This window comes from Pseudarthrobacter sp. NS4, assembly GCF_024758005.1.
Lineage (GTDB): Bacteria > Actinomycetota > Actinomycetes > Actinomycetales > Micrococcaceae > Arthrobacter.
This window is the reverse complement of the sequence record NZ_CP103288.1, coordinates 3,265,072-3,282,122: the sequence shown is the minus strand read 5'-3', so window position 1 is coordinate 3,282,122 and position 17,051 is coordinate 3,265,072. Positions and strand designations below refer to the sequence as shown.

At 58.5% G+C, this 17,051-nt stretch carries 12 protein-coding genes; 10 read left to right on the top strand and 2 right to left on the bottom strand.

Annotation, left to right across the window (positions count from 1 at the left end):
- Window positions 1–28 precede the first annotated feature (28 nt).
- The 8 genes from NXY83_RS15505 to NXY83_RS15470 all read left to right on the top strand — a co-directional run bounded on the left by NXY83_RS15505 (window position 29) and on the right by NXY83_RS15470 (window position 12,118).
- Window positions 29–985 (top strand): hypothetical protein, encoded by a 957-nt coding sequence (locus tag NXY83_RS15505; RefSeq protein WP_258803089.1) that lies wholly within the window; start codon window positions 29–31, stop codon window positions 983–985.
- 408 nt (window positions 986–1,393) lie between these two features.
- Entirely contained in the window at window positions 1,394–2,641 is a 1,248-nt protein-coding gene (gene wecC, locus NXY83_RS15500; protein WP_258803088.1) for a UDP-N-acetyl-D-mannosamine dehydrogenase, read from the top strand.
- 137 nt (window positions 2,642–2,778) lie between these two features.
- On the top strand, window positions 2,779–3,939 hold the full coding sequence (wecB, locus tag NXY83_RS15495; protein WP_258803087.1) for a non-hydrolyzing UDP-N-acetylglucosamine 2-epimerase: 1,161 nt from the start codon (window positions 2,779–2,781) through the stop codon (window positions 3,937–3,939).
- Between the two features lie 258 nt (window positions 3,940–4,197).
- Window positions 4,198–6,090 (top strand): glutamine--fructose-6-phosphate transaminase (isomerizing), encoded by a 1,893-nt coding sequence (gene glmS, locus NXY83_RS15490; protein WP_258803086.1) that lies wholly within the window; start codon window positions 4,198–4,200, stop codon window positions 6,088–6,090.
- Between the two features lie 463 nt (window positions 6,091–6,553).
- Window positions 6,554–7,393 carry a UDP-phosphate glycosyltransferase gene (locus NXY83_RS15485; protein ID WP_258803085.1) on the top strand — a complete coding sequence of 280 codons (840 nt, stop codon included), beginning with the start codon at window positions 6,554–6,556 and terminating at the stop codon, window positions 7,391–7,393.
- Window positions 7,394–7,414: 21 nt separating this feature from the next.
- Window positions 7,415–8,398 carry an NAD-dependent epimerase/dehydratase family protein gene (locus NXY83_RS15480; RefSeq protein WP_258803084.1) on the top strand — a complete coding sequence of 328 codons (984 nt, stop codon included), beginning with the start codon at window positions 7,415–7,417 and terminating at the stop codon, window positions 8,396–8,398.
- On the top strand, window positions 8,395–9,639 hold the full coding sequence (locus NXY83_RS15475) for a glycosyltransferase family 4 protein (RefSeq protein ID WP_258803083.1): 1,245 nt from the start codon (window positions 8,395–8,397) through the stop codon (window positions 9,637–9,639). Before NXY83_RS15480 ends, NXY83_RS15475 begins: the two co-directional genes overlap by 4 nt.
- Before the next feature lie 1,120 nt (window positions 9,640–10,759).
- Complete coding sequence (locus NXY83_RS15470) at window positions 10,760–12,118, top strand: MinD/ParA family ATP-binding protein (RefSeq protein ID WP_258803082.1); 1,359 nt, start codon at window positions 10,760–10,762, stop codon at window positions 12,116–12,118.
- Between the two features lie 1,258 nt (window positions 12,119–13,376).
- Here NXY83_RS15470 and NXY83_RS15465 read toward each other — a convergent pair.
- Together NXY83_RS15465 and NXY83_RS15460 are read right to left on the bottom strand one after the other, a co-directional pair.
- Window positions 13,377–13,841, bottom strand: a complete 465-nt coding sequence (locus NXY83_RS15465) for an Lrp/AsnC family transcriptional regulator (RefSeq protein WP_258803081.1) — start codon at window positions 13,839–13,841, stop codon at window positions 13,377–13,379.
- Window positions 13,842–13,967: 126 nt separating this feature from the next.
- Complete coding sequence (locus NXY83_RS15460; protein ID WP_258803080.1) at window positions 13,968–14,189, bottom strand: hypothetical protein; 222 nt, start codon at window positions 14,187–14,189, stop codon at window positions 13,968–13,970.
- A gap of 505 nt (window positions 14,190–14,694) precedes the next feature.
- On the opposite strand from NXY83_RS15460, the gene pdhA reads away from it, so the two are divergent.
- A complete protein-coding gene (pdhA, locus tag NXY83_RS15455; protein ID WP_258803079.1) occupies window positions 14,695–15,942 on the top strand; it encodes a pyruvate dehydrogenase (acetyl-transferring) E1 component subunit alpha in 1,248 nt (415 codons plus the stop codon).
- Window positions 15,939–17,051: an alpha-ketoacid dehydrogenase subunit beta gene (locus NXY83_RS15450; RefSeq protein WP_258803077.1), complete on the top strand. Its 1,113-nt coding sequence runs from the start codon at window positions 15,939–15,941 to the stop codon at window positions 17,049–17,051. The genes pdhA and NXY83_RS15450 overlap by 4 nt, the downstream gene beginning before the upstream one ends.

Below are 17,051 nucleotides of genomic sequence, written 5' to 3'. Positions count from 1 at the left end.
TCGGCTTAAAGGCTTGCAAGCACGCGGCATGGCTGCAGCAGACACGACGACCAGGCTGCGGTACGCCTACGTAGCGCTAGTAGCGGCCGGGATCATTTCATGGAGCATCCCTTTCGCGGGAGCCGTAATAATTGTCGCCTGTGGAGCCTTTGTGAGCCTGAGCAACGGAGCATACCTAGCAGCTCGCAAACGCTACTTCAGTGCCGGAGTCGTGTTGTTGGCCGAAAAGATTTTTGTCCTTGCTGCTTTCATGCTGCTTTCAGCCTTATACGGTGCCACCTACTTAACACTTCCCTGGCTTCAGGGCACGGGCGCTCTCGTCGGTGGGACCCTGAGTCTCTACTTTTACGGCATAAGTTTCTCGGTTTTTTGTCGATACTTGACAACGAAGCCCGTGAAGCTTTGGCACTCTTTTTACACTGGTATTTCGACTGTTTCTCCATCCGTAATGCTGCTGGATGTAACGGTAGTATTGTTTTCAGCAGGAGCTTTTCAGGCCGGACTTTACGCTGCTGCGTCTAGACTTGTTGCACCGTTGAACGTTCTAGCTACTTCGGTCACTGCCGTAGTTCTGCCGAGAGCAGCTACAAGCGGGAGGCGACGCATCAATGTCAGCTGGACTCTTAGGAGCGCATCTCTCGCAGCGCTGGCCCTGGCGGCTCTAGTCGTCACACTTGTCGCGGCTGACTGGTGGGTTCCCTTCCTTTTGGGGGACGAATATGTTGAAGCAACTTGGGTTGTAAGGCTAGCGTTACTCAACGTTCTGTTGATTGTTTTTTGCCGCGTGTTAGTCGCTGTCATACAAGGTTGGAACGACGATAAGTTTGCTGCTGGCGCTCTAGCCGCTCAGGTGGCGCTGGCTCTTGTTCTTGTGCTCTTTTTCTCTGCAGCAGCTGGAGCCGCGGGGGCTTCCTTGGGAGTGTTGTTGGCAAATTCTTTACTTGCTCTCACTCTGGTATGGCGGCTTTGGACTAGACGTACCTAGATCAAGCCGTACCGATGCTTCTTCTATGCAACGAAGGTTTCCGCACCTAAGTCAACCGAATTCGACACAGCCAGCAGAGCCTGGTCGAGGCCGCCTCGACGAGATGCTGGAGGACGTTGACATTCAGGTCTGACTTTCACTGTTTGTTTGCTACGATGCTCCACGGGGTGATTCTGCTAACCGGTGCTCGCTCGTCTCCTTGAGGTCTCTCACGCTGCAAGTTGGTTCGCTTGGTTGGCGGTATATGCGCAGGGTCGATACTTTGGAAAGCATCGACGAAAGCACGGCCCGGGTGGCGTTTTTGGATTCGACGAAAACCGCGCCCTGTCCATGGCGATTGTCGGACCTTTGGTACGACGATGCTGTTGTGGATGAGGTGTCGCCGTTTTTCAGAAGTATGGGGGAATTGTGAATAATATCGATACTGTTGCCGTTATAGGCCTCGGATATATTGGGCTGCCCACGGCGGCAATCTTGGCAAGCAACGGTTTAAATGTAGTTGGCGTAGACGTTAATGAAGAAACGGTAAAGTCTGTTAATCGTGGAGATGTTCCTTTCGTCGAGCCAGATTTGGCCGCCTATGTCTCGGGCGCTGTAAGCTTGAAAAACCTTCAAGCGACGACGGAGATGCCCGCGGCGCAGGCCTACATTGTGGCCGTACCCACTCCCTTCCAAACCGATCGTTCGGCAGACCTGAGTTACATCAGGGCTGCTGCCGAGGCGATAGCGCCTAAACTGCGCGGCGGCGAGCTGGTCATACTTGAGTCAACGTCCCCGCCAGGAACCACGCAGTTCCTAGGGGACTTCCTAGTGAATCTCCGTCCGGACCTCACGCTTGACGGTGCAGATGGCAAACCCGAAATTCACGTCGCTCATTGCCCGGAGAGAGTTTTACCTGGTCGCATTATGGTAGAGCTCGTAACTAATGATCGCATTGTCGGAGGACTAACGGCTACCGCCGCCCAACTCGCAAAATCCCTTTACTCAGTTTTCTGCCAAGGCAAGATATTACTAACCGACGCAGCGACGGCTGAAATGGCAAAACTGGTCGAAAACTCTTATCGCGACGTTAATATTGCCTTCGCTAATGAGCTATCGGTAATAAGTGACAAACTAGGTATCAACGTTTGGGAGCTGATTGAACTTGCTAATCATCATCCTCGCGTCGACATTTTGAAGCCTGGGCCGGGTGTTGGAGGACATTGCATTGCGGTTGATCCTTGGTTCATCATTGCTGCAGCGCCTGAGGAAGCGCGACTGATTCGCCAAGCCCGGGAGACTAACGATGCGAAACCTAATTGGGTTGTTAATAAGGTCGCTGATCTGCTTGCCGATTATATTTCGCCTACTGTTGCTGTCCTAGGCTTGGCATTCAAGGCAAATATTGATGATCTTCGAGAATCCCCTGCAGTCGACATCGTGGAGAATCTGAGTCGCAAGCTGGATGGCTCTCGAATACTCGTCGTAGAACCTCATGTCCAGTCTCTCCCTCGCACTCTCGCGGGACTCGCTAACGTTACGCTGGGAGATCTTGGACCCTCACTAGCGGCGGCGGATGCCGTGGTGCTGCTCGTGGATCATGATTCTTTTAAGGAAATTCACAAGGAAGAACTAAGCGGCAAGCATCTTGTTGACACTCGCGGTATATGGAATTAGTTGCACCGTCACCGCTGAGCGTGAGGCCGCCAGCTGCCGGACGTTCTCGCTGAACAAGTTGCACTCATTTTTAGACTGCCTATACCACCTCCAAAGAGCTGATCTCAACAGCTATTGCGAATTTCAAGGATCAATACATGCCCACTGTTATGTCGATCTTCGGTACACGACCCGAGGCCATCAAAATGGCTCCGATCGTAGGCGCGCTCAAGCGTTCCCACGCCCTTGATTCAGTAGTAACCGTCACGGGGCAGCATCGCGAGATGCTGGATCAAGTGAACGAACTTTTTGACGTGGTTCCGGACTACGACCTGAACATTTTGGAGCAGCGTCAGTCTCTTTCCGGGATAATGACCCGAACCATGGACGGACTAGAAAAACTTTTTACTGCTTCCAAGCCTGATGCCGTTATCGTGCAAGGCGACACTACGACTTCCACGGCAGCAGCTATAGCTGCCTTTTATCATGGGATTCCAATAGTTCACGTTGAGGCAGGCTTACGGAGTGGGAACCTTCTTTCTCCGTTTCCGGAGGAAGCAAACCGAAAGCTGACAAGCCAACTCGCTAGTCTGCATTTGGCCCCTACGTCTGAAAGTAGGTCCAACTTGGTTGCCGAGGGGGTCAGCTCAAGTGCAATTGTCGTGACCGGTAACACTGTTATTGATGCTCTGCTCGACAGCGTGGGCAAGCAAGCTTCCTTTTCTGACCCTCGCTTAGAGGCAGTTGCAGAAAGCGGGCGACGTATCCTGTTGGTCACTACCCATCGACGGGAGAACCAAGGTAACGCGATGCAGGGCGTAGGACGAGCCTTGGCACGAATCGCTGACAGAGAACGCGATCTGGTTATCGTACTCCCGGCCCACAAGAATCCGGTGGTGCGGGAAGCGTTGCTGCCCGCATTGTCTGGCAAGGCTAACGTCCTTGTGACTGAACCCCTGGGGTACGGCGAATTTACGCGACTCCTGTCAATCGCGCACATTGTTCTGACCGACTCCGGTGGAGTTCAAGAAGAAGCCCCTAGCCTGGGAAAGCCAGTGCTAGTAATGCGAGAGAACACCGAACGTCCTGAAGCGGTGGAAGCCGGAACGGTAAAACTCATAGGCACCGATGAGAACACGATCGTCGAAGAAGTAAATATACTACTTCATGATGAGGATCATTTTGCTCGGATGGCCAATGCTGTCAATCCGTATGGTGATGGGAAGGCTGCTGAAAGATCAATCGCAGCTATTGCCCATTTGTTGAATGTGGGGGACCGCGTTGCCGATTTTGAACCAGCTCCGTATTTACGGCGATAAACTACGCGATAAGTCGCATAGTCTGGCTGGTATAAACAGGCTTTGAAAGTCTATGGTCTTGTGTGATCGAGGCACTTCCTAAAACGGCCCGCAACAGATCAGTGGCCTATTCTCTGAGTGCAAAGGCCATATTTTCTTAAGTAAAACATTTAGTAAGTACCCGCTGAAGCCGTATGTCGACGTAATAGATTTCATGCCTCAGATCTGTTGTATTATCTTTTTTGGATTCGGCTGTGGAAGAACTATTAAGGGTTTGTTATGTGTGGAATCGTGGGTTATGTGGGCCGTCGGGTTGACGGTGTTGTTGCCGGTCACAGTGCTTTGGATGTTGTGCTGGAGGGGTTGCGCCGGTTGGAGTACCGGGGTTATGACTCCGCCGGGGTGGCGGTGGTGTCTGAAGGTTCGATTGAGTCGCGGAAGAAGTCGGGGAAGCTGAGCAATCTGATTGCCGAGCTGGAGGCCCGGCCGTTGCCGGAGACGGTGACGGGTATCGGCCATACCCGGTGGGCGACCCATGGCGGGCCGACGGACCGGAACGCGCACCCGCACCTGGCTGATGGGGGCAGGCTCGCGGTGATTCATAACGGCATCATTGAAAACTTTGCCGAGTTGAAGCTTGAGCTGCTGGATAAGGGCGTGGAGTTCCTGTCCGAGACGGACACCGAGGTGGCTGCTGCGCTGCTGGGGGATATTTTCCGGAACAAGCTGGGCGGGGACATCTCCGAGGGCGGTCTGACCCGGGCGATGGAACTGGCCTGCCAGCGCCTGGAGGGTGCTTTCACGCTGCTGGCGGTTCACGCCGACCAGCCCGACGTCGTCGTCGCCGCGCGCCGGAATTCTCCGCTGGTGGTGGGCCTGGGGGAGGGGGAGAACTTCCTGGGCTCGGACGTGTCCGGGTTCATTGATTACACCCGCCGTGCGGTGGAGCTGGGCCAGGACCAGATCGTGACGATCACCGCGGAGACGGTGGAGATCACCGATTTCTTCGGCAACCCGGCCGAGGGCAAGGAATACCATGTGGACTGGGATCCGGCCTCGGCGGAAAAGGGTGGTTTCAGTTCGTTCATGGAGAAGGAAATCCATGACCAGCCTGACGCGGTGGCGCAGACCCTGCTGGGCCGTTCGGACCTTAACGGCAAGCTGACCCTGGATGAGGTCCGGATCGATCCGGAGTTGTTGAAGCAGGTCAACAAGATCATCGTGCTGGCCTGCGGCACCGCCGCGTACGCCGGGACGGTGGCGAAGTACGCGATCGAGAACTGGTGCCGGATCCCCACCGAGGTCGAACTCGCGCACGAGTTCCGTTACCGTGACCCGATCCTGGATGCGAACACCCTGGTGGTGTCCATCAGCCAGTCGGGTGAAACGATGGACACCCTGATGGCTGTCCGGTACGCGAGGGAGCAGGGCGCGAAGACCATCTCGATCTGTAACACCAACGGCTCGACCATCCCGCGTGAATCCGATGCCGTGCTGTACACCCATGCCGGGCCGGAAATCGCGGTGGCCTCCACCAAGGCGTTCCTGGCCCAGATCACCGCGGCGTACCTGCTGGGGATGTACCTGGCGCAGCTGCGCGGGAACATTTTCTCCGGTCAGATCAAGGACGTGTTGGCGGATCTGAACAAGATCCCGGCGAAGATCCAGAAAATCCTGGACAACGCCGGCCCGCTGCGCGAGCTCGCCAGGAGCATGGCCAACGAAACATCCGTGCTGTTCCTGGGCCGGCACGTGGGCTACCCGGTGGCCCTGGAGGGTGCGTTGAAGCTGAAGGAAATCGCGTACATCCATGCCGAGGGCTTCGCCGCCGGTGAGCTCAAGCACGGCCCGATCGCGCTGATCGATGAGGGCCAGCCGGTGTTCGTGGTGGTCCCGTCCCCGCGCGGGAGGGATTCCCTGCACGCCAAGGTGGTCTCCAACATCCAGGAAGTCCGCGCCCGCGGCGCCCGCACCCTGGTCATTGCCGAGGAAGGCGACGAAGCCGTCAAGGCCTACGCCGAGCGCGTCTTCTACGTCCCCGAAACCCCCACCCTGTTGATGCCGCTGCTGACCACCGTCCCGCTGCAGATCTTCGCCGCCGAACTCGCCGCCGCAAAGGGCTACGACGTGGACCAGCCACGCAACCTCGCCAAAAGCGTCACCGTAGAGTAGTGCCGATGCGCCGGGAACCGACGAAATCATGCTTTCCTTTGATTCCAATGCGCCTACCGTTGGCGAGGCTAAACGACTGCCGATCGGGTTGTGCGCACAGGAAAGAGCTCCGGATGCACCCGCGACGAGTTTCAAACAAATTAGTGCCGGTCCAATAATTAACTCGCGCCGTCGCTGCTAGATACTACGGTGACGACCACTGGTTACTCGATTTACGAAGGCCTTAGTACGGAGATTGCAGGGCAATGGTTAAGAATAAAACATCCTTGTCAGGATTCACCTCGTGAGCGGATATATATGGTTCGTGGCAGGCGCCACGTTTCTGTTGGCGTCCGGGACTCTATCCCTAGTCCGACCGATTTTGCAGCGGCTGGGTGTGGTGGACGTTCCCAACCATCGCTCGTCCCATACTGTCCCCGTACTGAGGGGGGCCGGCATGGCCCTTGCATCCGCAGTACTGGTCATGACTATCTACATCTCGCTTAACGGACAGCACATCGACGCGAGTTGGCTGCTGACGATATGCCTCTTAGCTGCCGTGTTCGCGTCTGTTGTAGGAGCTGTGGAGGACCTGTGGGGATTGAGAGCTACTTTGCGCTTTCTATCCCAGCTTGGGATTGGAATCACCTCGAGCGCGTTCCTTGTGGCGCTTACGGGGGCGGAATGGTGGTGGATCGTTTTCGGCGCATTTGCATTTGCCACCTACACTAATGCTGCAAATTTCATGGACGGAATAAACGGTATCTCGGCTCTACATGGGCTAGTCGTCGGTACAATATTTGTTTTATTGGGGGCACGGTCGGATCAAGATTGGCTCTTGGTGGGGGGAGTACTCATTGCCGCAGTTTTTACTGCCTTCCTTCCTTGGAACCTCATGGGTGGCAGGATGTTCTTGGGCGATGCCGGGAGTTACCTGCTGGGAGCTTCGATAGCCACCATTGCCATCGCTGCATTGCTCACCGGAATAAATCCAATCTCAGTCGCGGGTCCCTTAATTATTTATATATCCGATGTAGCTAGCACGTTAATTAGGCGCATCCGCGCCGGTGAGAATTGGGCGGAAGCGCATCGAAGTCACGTATATCAGCGCCTGACCGATCAATCTCTATCACACATAACTGTCTCCTCAATAGTGAGTGTTTTCAGCTTGATCGCCGGGATGGTTGGTCTCCTGGCTCTCGGTGGGGGACTGATTGAGTCAGCTACTGCAGTAATCCTTTTGCTTGCTTTGACCGTCGGGTATCTGCTGATGCCTATGACGATTAGACGACATCTGCGTCACAAGATGCCTGAAGTTAATTAAATCCAAATATAAGGACTGATATTGAGTCTGTACATCAATCCAAGAGACTCCGCCCAGCGTTGGGTTATTTTCGGTTCGAGCGGATTCGTTGGGCGTCATCTGAGCGCCGAGCTCGAAAGCCAAAAAGCACGAGTCGTACGTCTCCGTGCTCCTAGGTTGGAAGCGCCCGGTGGGCTCTTGCTGCCTGACTACGTTGCAAGGTTGGCGATGTTCAAGAAGGAGGTCGAGGAGCTTTCTGAACAGTTACTGCCGGGCGATATTGTCATCAATGCTGCTGGACTCGCTGAACCAGGTTCTGCCGCCACGCCTCAACTCTTCGGTGCTAACGCACTCTTGCCAGGCGTGTTGGCATTGGCCGCGAAAAAATCAAGGGTACTACACTACGTCCATCTGAGTTCGGCGGCCGTCCAAGGAAACGCGAGCGTTCTCGATGCCTCACCGACGACGCATCCTTTCTCACCTTATTCGAGGTCAAAGGCCCTCGGGGAGTCTGTTGTCTCCGCAGTTTCTGGGAATCTGGCCACAACGATAGTGCGAGCGACCTCTGTTCAGGGTTCCGATCGAAAGACGACCAAGAATTTGCAGGCTGTTGCACGCTCGCCCTTTGCCTGCGTTGCAGCGCCGGGAACGCAGCCGACGTCGGTGAGTTCCATCGATGGCCTCGTCGATTTTGTCATCAGGACTGCATTTAGCCCTGATGGTTTACTCAGAATTCAATTACAGCCCTGGGAAGGTGGAACTGTTTCCTCTGTCCTCGCTGCGGCCAGTGGAGGCAAACAGCCCTTAGTGCTCCCTGCTGGATTATGTAGGTCTGTGTTGTTTGTAGGACGAAACCTTTCCCGCGTTCTCGGCGGCCAGCTATCAGGACATATCCGCCGATTGGAGTTGATGTGGTTTGGCCAGGCTCAGGATGGCACCTTATCGGCAAACTGTGGAATGACTGACAGTCTTGTTCGCGCTCTTTCCGGTTCTTCAATCCGAGAACCAAATTGGAGGGACTCATGAAAGTCGGAATGCTCACTCAGTGGTTTGACCCTGAAACGGGACCTGCTGCGCTTCCTGGCGTCTTCGCACGCGAGATGATCCGCCAAGGCAATGAGGTTTCGGTCCTAACGGGGTTTCCCAACTACCCGCAGGGGCGCCTTTACGATGGCTATAGCCAGCGTCCGCGCAGCACGCGGACAGAAGGCGGAACCAGAGTAACGAGGGTTCCGCTATACGCAAGCCATGACTCGTCAGGATTGGGCCGTGCAGTCAACTACTCAAGCTTCGCATTGTCCGCTGCAATTTTAGGGGCACGCACATTGTCCAATACGGATGCAGTGTGGGTGTATAACTCTCCTGTGAGTGTGGCTTTGCCACTCATGACCGAGACGAGGCTGGGGAGAAAGCCATATTTCCTGCACGTGCAAGACCTTTGGCCGGACTCGCTGATAAACAGCAAGATGGTTCCTCGAGGATTATTGGGCCAAATGATCAGCAGACGAATCAGTTCGGTCGTCCGGCTGATGGAAAATCGTGCTGCGTACATAGGCGTGATTTCGCCATCGGTGCGAAGCCTCATCTTGGAACGTAATCCCGATGTGGACCCTTCCAGGATCGTCTATGTGCCGAATCCAACGGACGAAACGATCTTCTTGCCGGAGGTAACCGAAGACACCGGGAGCCACCGACACCTCTGGCAAAGCAGTTTTAGTGTTATGTACATGGGGGCGGTCGGAGAAGCTCAGGGACTGGACACGGTACTGGAGGCAGCAAAGCTCTTTGCCCCCAGTGATAATGTTCGGATTGTCATCGTGGGAGACGGCACCGCAAAGCGACGGCTGCAGGAGCGAGTTACGACTGAACGTATTTCAAGTGTGGTCTTCCACGACCGTATCCCAAAGGCGCAAGTTCCCTCAATGATGGCCTCTGCTAATGTACAACTTGTTTCCCTCGCTAACGATGACTTTCTTCGCTTCACTACTCCCAGCAAGATTTCGTCGATCATGGCATCAGGGCTGCCGATCATAGGGCAGCTCGCCGGCGATGGAGCTGCGCTGATACGAGATGCAGGTGCGGGCGTGGCAGTTGACCCGGGTGATGCTACTGGACTTGCTGAGGCCGTCTTGCGGCTATCGAGGTCAGGCCAGGGCGCTTTGTCATCGTACGGCAAGTCTGGGCTTAGCTACTACGAGAGTAACCTCTCTGCACACGTTACAACTGGAAGAATTCTGACCGCTTTGCGCTCAGCTATCGGAACTTAAATCACCCACAAAGACCGTCAGAATTTTATACCTTAGACCATCAGCTACAAAGGCATAATTCAGAGGTCTACGAAGGTGATGCCTTGCTAATAGAGTTTGCTTAGTTAATGCAGCGCTAGGAGCTATTCGGAGGTTCCGCCACCTGTTGTTGACCATTTCCGCTTGTTTGGCACCCTTTGTCAGCTAGGCAGCATTCGTAATTGAGCATCTTACGCCGGGCCGAGCACTGGCTATCTAGGGAACCCGCTTTACCGTTCAGCAGTTCCTTATCGCCGTACCATCAGCACTCTTTGTTGTTGACGACCCCCTTGACGAATGCTGCGGCCTCGTTTGTGTAGCGATAGGCCCACGATTTTTTGGAATTGTGTGGTGCCAGCAATGGCCAATTTTGTCGTTGGGCTGTCATTCTCAGATCGCCCGTAAAACAACGCCGAAGTATGATCCGTGGTCGTGTTGTGTGACACTGCATGGTGAGCACGTTGGCACTCTTCCAACCATGTTCGTGACTAAGCAGGCGAAGGGCACGAGTCTCGCCTTGTGTGGTAAGGGGGGCCAGATGCACACACTTCACCTTCGCGCGGACAGGTTGATCGGGGGGGCTTACGAAAGCCGCCGGCCAACGCGATTTGCTAGCTCTGCTGGCCGTGAGTCTTCTGGCCGTCAGTCATTGATTGGCATGACCGACTCTTGACGTGACTTGTCATTCAAGCTGTCTCGTGATTAGTTCATGGCGATGGGGATCACTGTAACCAATGGAGGCTGTTATAGCTGTTTTCAATTTTGCCCTGGCTCTCGTTGCGTTCTTGGGCACCTTGCTGGTTGCCTTTCTCGTCCGTCACCAGATGCTCCGGCTCAAGGGCCGCCTCATCCGAATCGCCGCTCCTGCCGCGGCATGCCGAGGAGGGCGACGCTAGCCATGCCGTACGTTGACATCAACCCGCACAAAGGACGACCCAAGTGGCAGCGCCACGCCGTTTTGACTTTTCTGCTGATCCTCACTGCGGCCGTGGTTGCTGCCGCGCTCACCCGCATCTGAGCCTGGCTTCGGCGTTCTCCCTTTAGACTTACTGTTTGAACCAGTGCCGCAGAACCTTTTGCCGAGACGTCCTGGGGGACAGACATGCCCGATCCGGAGGATCAGAACGCACGCGCCCATGCAGACGATACAGGGCAGCCGCTGCCGCGCCGACGCCGCGACGTTCGTCGCGCCGACGGTGAGCTGACGGATGTCCGGACAGGAACCATGCCAGCTGTAACTCCCAGCCCATCCAGCACGCCCGACGCGGGAAACCTGACAACGCGCCGGGCCTCCTGGGCGGAGGCGGCCGCCGCAGCCGATGCCGCAAAGCCTGCTACTCGCGTTCCGGTTCCCACCCGGGCGCCGGCCTTCACGCCGGTACCGGCGCAAGTGGAGGAGCAGGACGCCATCACCTTCGTCCCCAATTCGCCTGAGGTGGAAACCGCTTCGGCGCCGTCGTCTGCCCCTGTTGAAACGGCTGCGTTCCGCCGGGCCCGGCCGACCATGGCCGAGGTCATTGCCGACACACCCATGTCGGACTTCATCAGCTCACCAGGTCTCTTCGTGAAGGAACAGAAGCCGAGGCCGGTCGGGGGTTTCCGTGGCGCCATCTATAACATGACCGGCGGTGCCTGGAATATGGGACCGGGTGCAAAGCAGCGTCAGGAAGAAGAACTGGGGCGCCGCATTTCACGCCAGCTGCAGGGCAGCTACAATACCGCCGTACTGAGCCTCAAAGGCGGCATCGGCAAGACCTCCACCACTGTGGGAGTAGGCCTCACGCTGGCTGAATTCCGGGGTGATGCGCCCTGCGCCATCGATGCGAACCCGGATTCGGGCGACTTGGTGGAGCGGGCTCTGGGCGAGGGCATCTACCAGCAGTCCAGTCCGCGGACCATCTCGGACCTGCTCCGGAACATCGACTCCGTTGATTCCCTAACAGCCCTCGCCCGATACATGCACCATGCGGGCAGGCTGCATTTGATTGCAGGAGAGCAGGACCCGGAGGTCTCTGACTCGCTGACTGCCGAAGAGTACCTGCGGATCCGCAAGCTCATCGCCGCCTACTACTCCGTGGCCCTGACTGACTGCGGCACCGGCGTCACGCACAACGCGATGAGCGGAATACTGCAGTCCGCGGACAACCTCGTAATTGCCGCTGGCTACGCAGTCAGCGGAGCCAAGCGTGCCCGCAGCACCCTGCATTGGCTGGCGAGCCACGGGTACGAGGACCTGGCCCGGAACGCGATCGTGGTGATTACGGACAAGGACGAGGTTTCTTCGCGCGTGGACAAGGACGCAATCGAGGAGCACCTTGCTGGCATCTGCCGTGAACTCATCGCCGTTCCGCATGACCGCGGTGTGGCCGACGGTGATCTGGTGACCTTGGATGTTCTGAAACCTGAGACCCGCCGCGCCTACAAAGAGATCGCCGCGGCGATTGTGGACGGGTACCGGTAAAGCCTCCTCGCCGAAAATGCTCCTTCTCTCGTGCAACGTGTCCCCAATCGACGTCGAGTAATCACCGGAATCTGCAAGCCGCAGGATCGCTAAGAAGGCATCTGCTGGTTGAATGCTGGGATGACGCGGTCATGACCTGCTGGGCTCAAGTAACCGGTCTTGTCGGCCCTTTCACCCTGTCGCTTGTACTGAGTATCCGAGTGTCCCAATCTTTGAAATGCAGGTAGTGAGCACGGGTGTGGAGGCTGTGGAGCAGGATCTACTTTGAGGCTATGAGTGGAGAATCGGGGGCGCCTGATGCGCTGTTTGGTTTCAGAGATGGTGCGGCTTGGGTGGCTGACGACGTGTTCGTTACTCGCTGCGACGGCGGAACCCTACTGGTTGAGCGGTTGGACAGGCAAGGGGTACGTTGCGCCTATGTCCGCGCTCACAGCGACGGATTCATGCACGCCATCTGGGTCAAGCTCAACGAGGTCGCAATGAACTGTCCTCCCCACCCCGCACTGTAGAAGGAAAATCGGTCCGAGAACCCTCATTCGCCTACCCGCTCCGCCAGTCAGGCGAAACGCATTGTAGGCATCAAAAAGGCCTCGTCATCAGGACAGATCGTCACTTACCCTTCGGCCGTTGAAGTACCTCTACGCCACAACCCTTGCCAGCCACGTGCCTCGCCCACAGTTCAGGCGTGCATCCTGCCAGTCGCAGGAACACTAGGTGCAGGACGAGTAGGCCTCAAGCTCCAGCGGAACAGCAAGCCCCAACATATCCCGCTCCAACGAGCCGGCGCTGGTACACCTGCCACCGCTGGGACGGGGCAGTCATGGGACTGTCGCCATAGCGGGGTTCCGAGGACGCTACATCTACGGCCGTGCTGGTACTGGCGGCGGTGAGGGGGAACTTCTCGCGAACACTATTGTGGTGGCACAGCCAACCTCCGTTCCCGCCGATCACTCGAGGCCCAGCGCAGTGGCATCCGCCGCCCGCTGCACCGAATCCAGGTCCGCCTTCGCGCCTGTGATCAGGTCAGCAGGAACCCAGAGCGTTCCGTCCTCGTGCTCTCGGCTGCCAGTTGTACTCCCACCCTGCCCCACTCGACGGTCGGTCCCGCACTACAGCATTGCGGCCCTTTATTCGAATCTGAGATGTACCCCGGGGAAAATACGAGTAAACCTATGTCCTGCCTGCCCAGCCGACTACTTGCTGTGCCAAGATAGGCCAGCGTCGGCCCGGGGGAGGGGAGCCCGCGCCGAGCAACACCTCAGCGAGTGTCTACGTCCTCAAATACAAGGAACGTCTGCGTATCTAGCACGCCGGGCATGGACTGCAGCTGGTCGAAGATGACCCGCCGCAGGTCTATGTTGTCCACGGCGCGGACGAGAAGGATCACGTCGAAGTCGCCGCCCACCAGGGCGATGTGGTGCACCTCCGGGATGGCTCCCAGCTGGTCGCGAAGTTCGCGCCAGGAGTCCTGCTTCAGTTTCAAGGTCACGTAGGCGGATGAGCGGAGCCCGGCCTTGATCGGATCCACGAGCGCCGTGAACCTGGACAGCACCCCCTCGCCGGTGAGCCTGGCAATCCGGGTGTACGCATGCGCCCGCGAGATGTGGACGTTCTCGGCCACCTGCGTAACGGACATGCGGCCGTCCCGGGTCAGCTCCGAGATGATCCTGCGGTCGATGTCGTCCAGCGGAACGGGCTCCGTCCCGGCATCCCTGGTAGCCAATGTTCCACGGCCCCTGTCTAGGTCACACCTACAATTTGTCTTTCAGTGTAGGTGTAACCGGACACATTTGCTGTGAACAGCTCAGAAGCTGAATACAAATCCCCTCAGGGACGCGGAAGCGGGGATTCACTGCCGCTGGGCATCATGGAGTCCCGCTGCCCTGCGGATGAAGTCGCAGTCGCTGGGGGAGAGGACACTTTCACCGTGCCGGTCCTGCTCGAACTGGGCTCCGGTGGCCTTTTTGATCTCTGCCGCAATGGTTCGGGGAAGGATGCGGCACCCGGGATTATCCACCAGCCACTGCCGCGTTTCTGGTTCGAGCCGGTCCCACAGCTTCTCAATGTCCATTACAGATACCCCACCCTTTGTAATTTTGCTGTGCATGAATGATGTGGAGACGGAGGGGACCGCACTGTCCCCTCCGCGTCTGCCGCCGCGCCAGGAGCCCCCATCAAAGGGAACCCTGCCACCTGGTGCGGAATCTTCTCCCTGTGACGAGCGGAAAAGATCCTGCCGAACATTGACCGATAGACGTTATCGTCAATCGCGGTCATAAGAGTGTGATCCCCCCGGGAGGGTGAGGTCAAGACCTCTTCCAAAACAGTCAAACCAGTACCTCGGGCAGCCCGCAGCCTCCCTGGCTCCGGGTGCTGAAGCCCATCCGGAACAGGCCTCGATAGCCGGGGTTGTCATTCTGTCCACAGTCCTTGCGCGTAATGTGGGTCACACCTGCAATTTGTCTTCCAGCGCAGCCAGAATCAGGCAGCTTCTCCACGGTTTCCGCAGAAGCTGGATACGAAACCTTCCGCGGGTCAATACTGGGAGTAAATAGTGGCTTTCTAAGGATGGACCAATGACGATCTCCGCAGACCACACCGCAAGGGACACTGCCAACGCAAACCAGGCCGGCACGGCACCGGCGGTGGACGCCGTCTCCGAAGCTGTCCGGAAGTTCGGCATCACGGTTGAGGACTACATGCTGCCGGCCCGGCACCAGATCCAGATGGTGGACCCGGACGGCCGGCTCAAGCCTGAGGAGGAACAGGGCACAGAACCCGGCCACGAGTACCCGCTGCCCGGCGATGACGAACTGATGGCAGCCTACGAACAGCTCGTCGTCGGACGCCGGGTCAATGACCAGAACTCGGCGCTCGTCCGGCAGGGCCGCATGGCCGTATACCCCTCCAGCCACGGCCAGGAAGCCTGCCAGGTGGCCGCCGCGCTGTGCCTTTCCGACGGAGACTGGATGTTCCCCACCTACCGCGACGCCGTCGCCGTGATGACGCGCGGCGTGGACCCCGTCCAGGTGATGACCATCTTCCGCGGCGACTGGCACGGCGGGTTCGACCCCCTCAAGCATAAGGTGGGGATCCAGTGCACCCCGCTGACCACCCAGCTGCTCCACGCCGTCGGCGTTGCCCACGCAGCCAAGCTCCGCGGTGAGGGCACCGTGGTGCTGGCCATGTGCGGCGACGGCGCCACCAGCGAAGGCGATTTCCACGAGGCCCTGAACTTCGCGGCGGTCTTCCACCTGCCGGTGATCTTCTTCGTGCAGAACAACAAGTACGCCATCTCGGTGCCGCTGGCACACCAGTCCGTGGCGCCGTCGCTCGCCCACAAGGCTGTGGGCTACGGCATGGCGGGCGAACGCGTGGACGGCAACGACGTCGTCGCGCTCCTCGCCGTCCTGGACCGGGCCGTGAAACTGGCCAGGGAAGGCTCCGGCCCCCTGCTGGTGGAAGCCAACACCTACCGGATGCAGGCCCACACCAACGCCGACGACGCCACCCGCTACCGGCAGGACAGCGAGGTTGCCGAATGGCAGGCCAAGGACCCGGTCAACCGGATGCGGACCTACCTCACGGACCGCGGTCTGCTGGACGACCAGGCCGAGGCACGGATTCTCGAGCATGCCGAAGCCGTGGCCACGCAGCTGCGTGACGGACTCAGCGAGGAGGTTCCGGTGGACCCGCAGGAGCTCTTCCGCCACGTCTTCGAAAAGCCCACACCGCAGCTGAAGGAACAGTCCGCCCTGCTCGCCGACGAACTCGCCCGCGACGCCGCATCCCAGAACCCCGCATCCCAGGAGGCCGCAAAGTGAGCCCCACCATCACCACCTCGTCCGAGGCCAACGGCAACGTCAGCGCCGCCACCGCCCGCGCAGCCGCCTCCGCCGCCGCTACCGCCGAAGCTTCCGGCCCCCAGCCGGTCACCATGGCCAAGGCCCTCAACACCGCACTGGCCGACGCCATGCACGCTGATTCCTCCGTCCTGGTGTTCGGCGAGGACGTCGGGACGCTGGGCGGGGTCTTCCGCATCACCGACGGGCTCACCGCGACCTTCGGCGAGCAGCGCTGCTTCGATACTCCGCTGGCCGAGTCCGGAATTGTGGGCATGGCGCTGGGCATGGCCATCAACGGGATGCGCCCCGTGATCGAGATGCAGTTCGACGCGTTCGCCTACCCGGCGTTCGAGCAGATCTTCAGCCACGTGGCCAAGATGCACAACCGCACCAGGGGCGCCGTGAAACTGCCGATGGTGATCCGGGTTCCCTACGGCGGCGGCATCGGGGGAGTGGAGCACCACTGCGATTCCTCCGAGTCCTACTACGCCCATACCGCCGGCCTGAAGGTCTTCACCCCGGCCACCGTGGCGGACGGGTACCGGATGCTCCGCGAAGCCATCGACTCGGACGACCCCGTGGTCTTCATGGAGCCCAAGAAGCTGTACTGGTCCAAGGACATGGTGGACCTGGACGAGCTCCGTTCCGCCCACTCTTCCGCTGCCCGGGCGGGGCAGTCCTCGGAAGGCCGGGCCGCCGTCGCCCGTCCCGGCACCGACGCGACGTTGATCGCCTACGGGCCCTCCGTCCCGACGGCGCTCGCCGCTGCCGAGGCCGCCGCCCTGGAAGGGCGCTCGCTGGAAGTCATCGACGTGCGCACCATTGTCCCGTTCGACGACGAGACGGTGTGTGAGTCCGTGCGGCGGACAGGCCGGGCCGTGGTGATCGCCGAAGCCCATGGGTTCGCCTCCGTGTCCTCGGAGATCGTGGCCCGGGTCCAGGAACGCTGCTTCCACTACCTGGCCGCCCCCATCCGCCGCGTCACCGGATTCGACATCCCCTATCCGGCACCGAAACTAGAGAAGTACTACCTGCCCGGCGTGGACCGCATCCTCGACGCCGTCGACGACCTGCAGTGGGAGAACTGA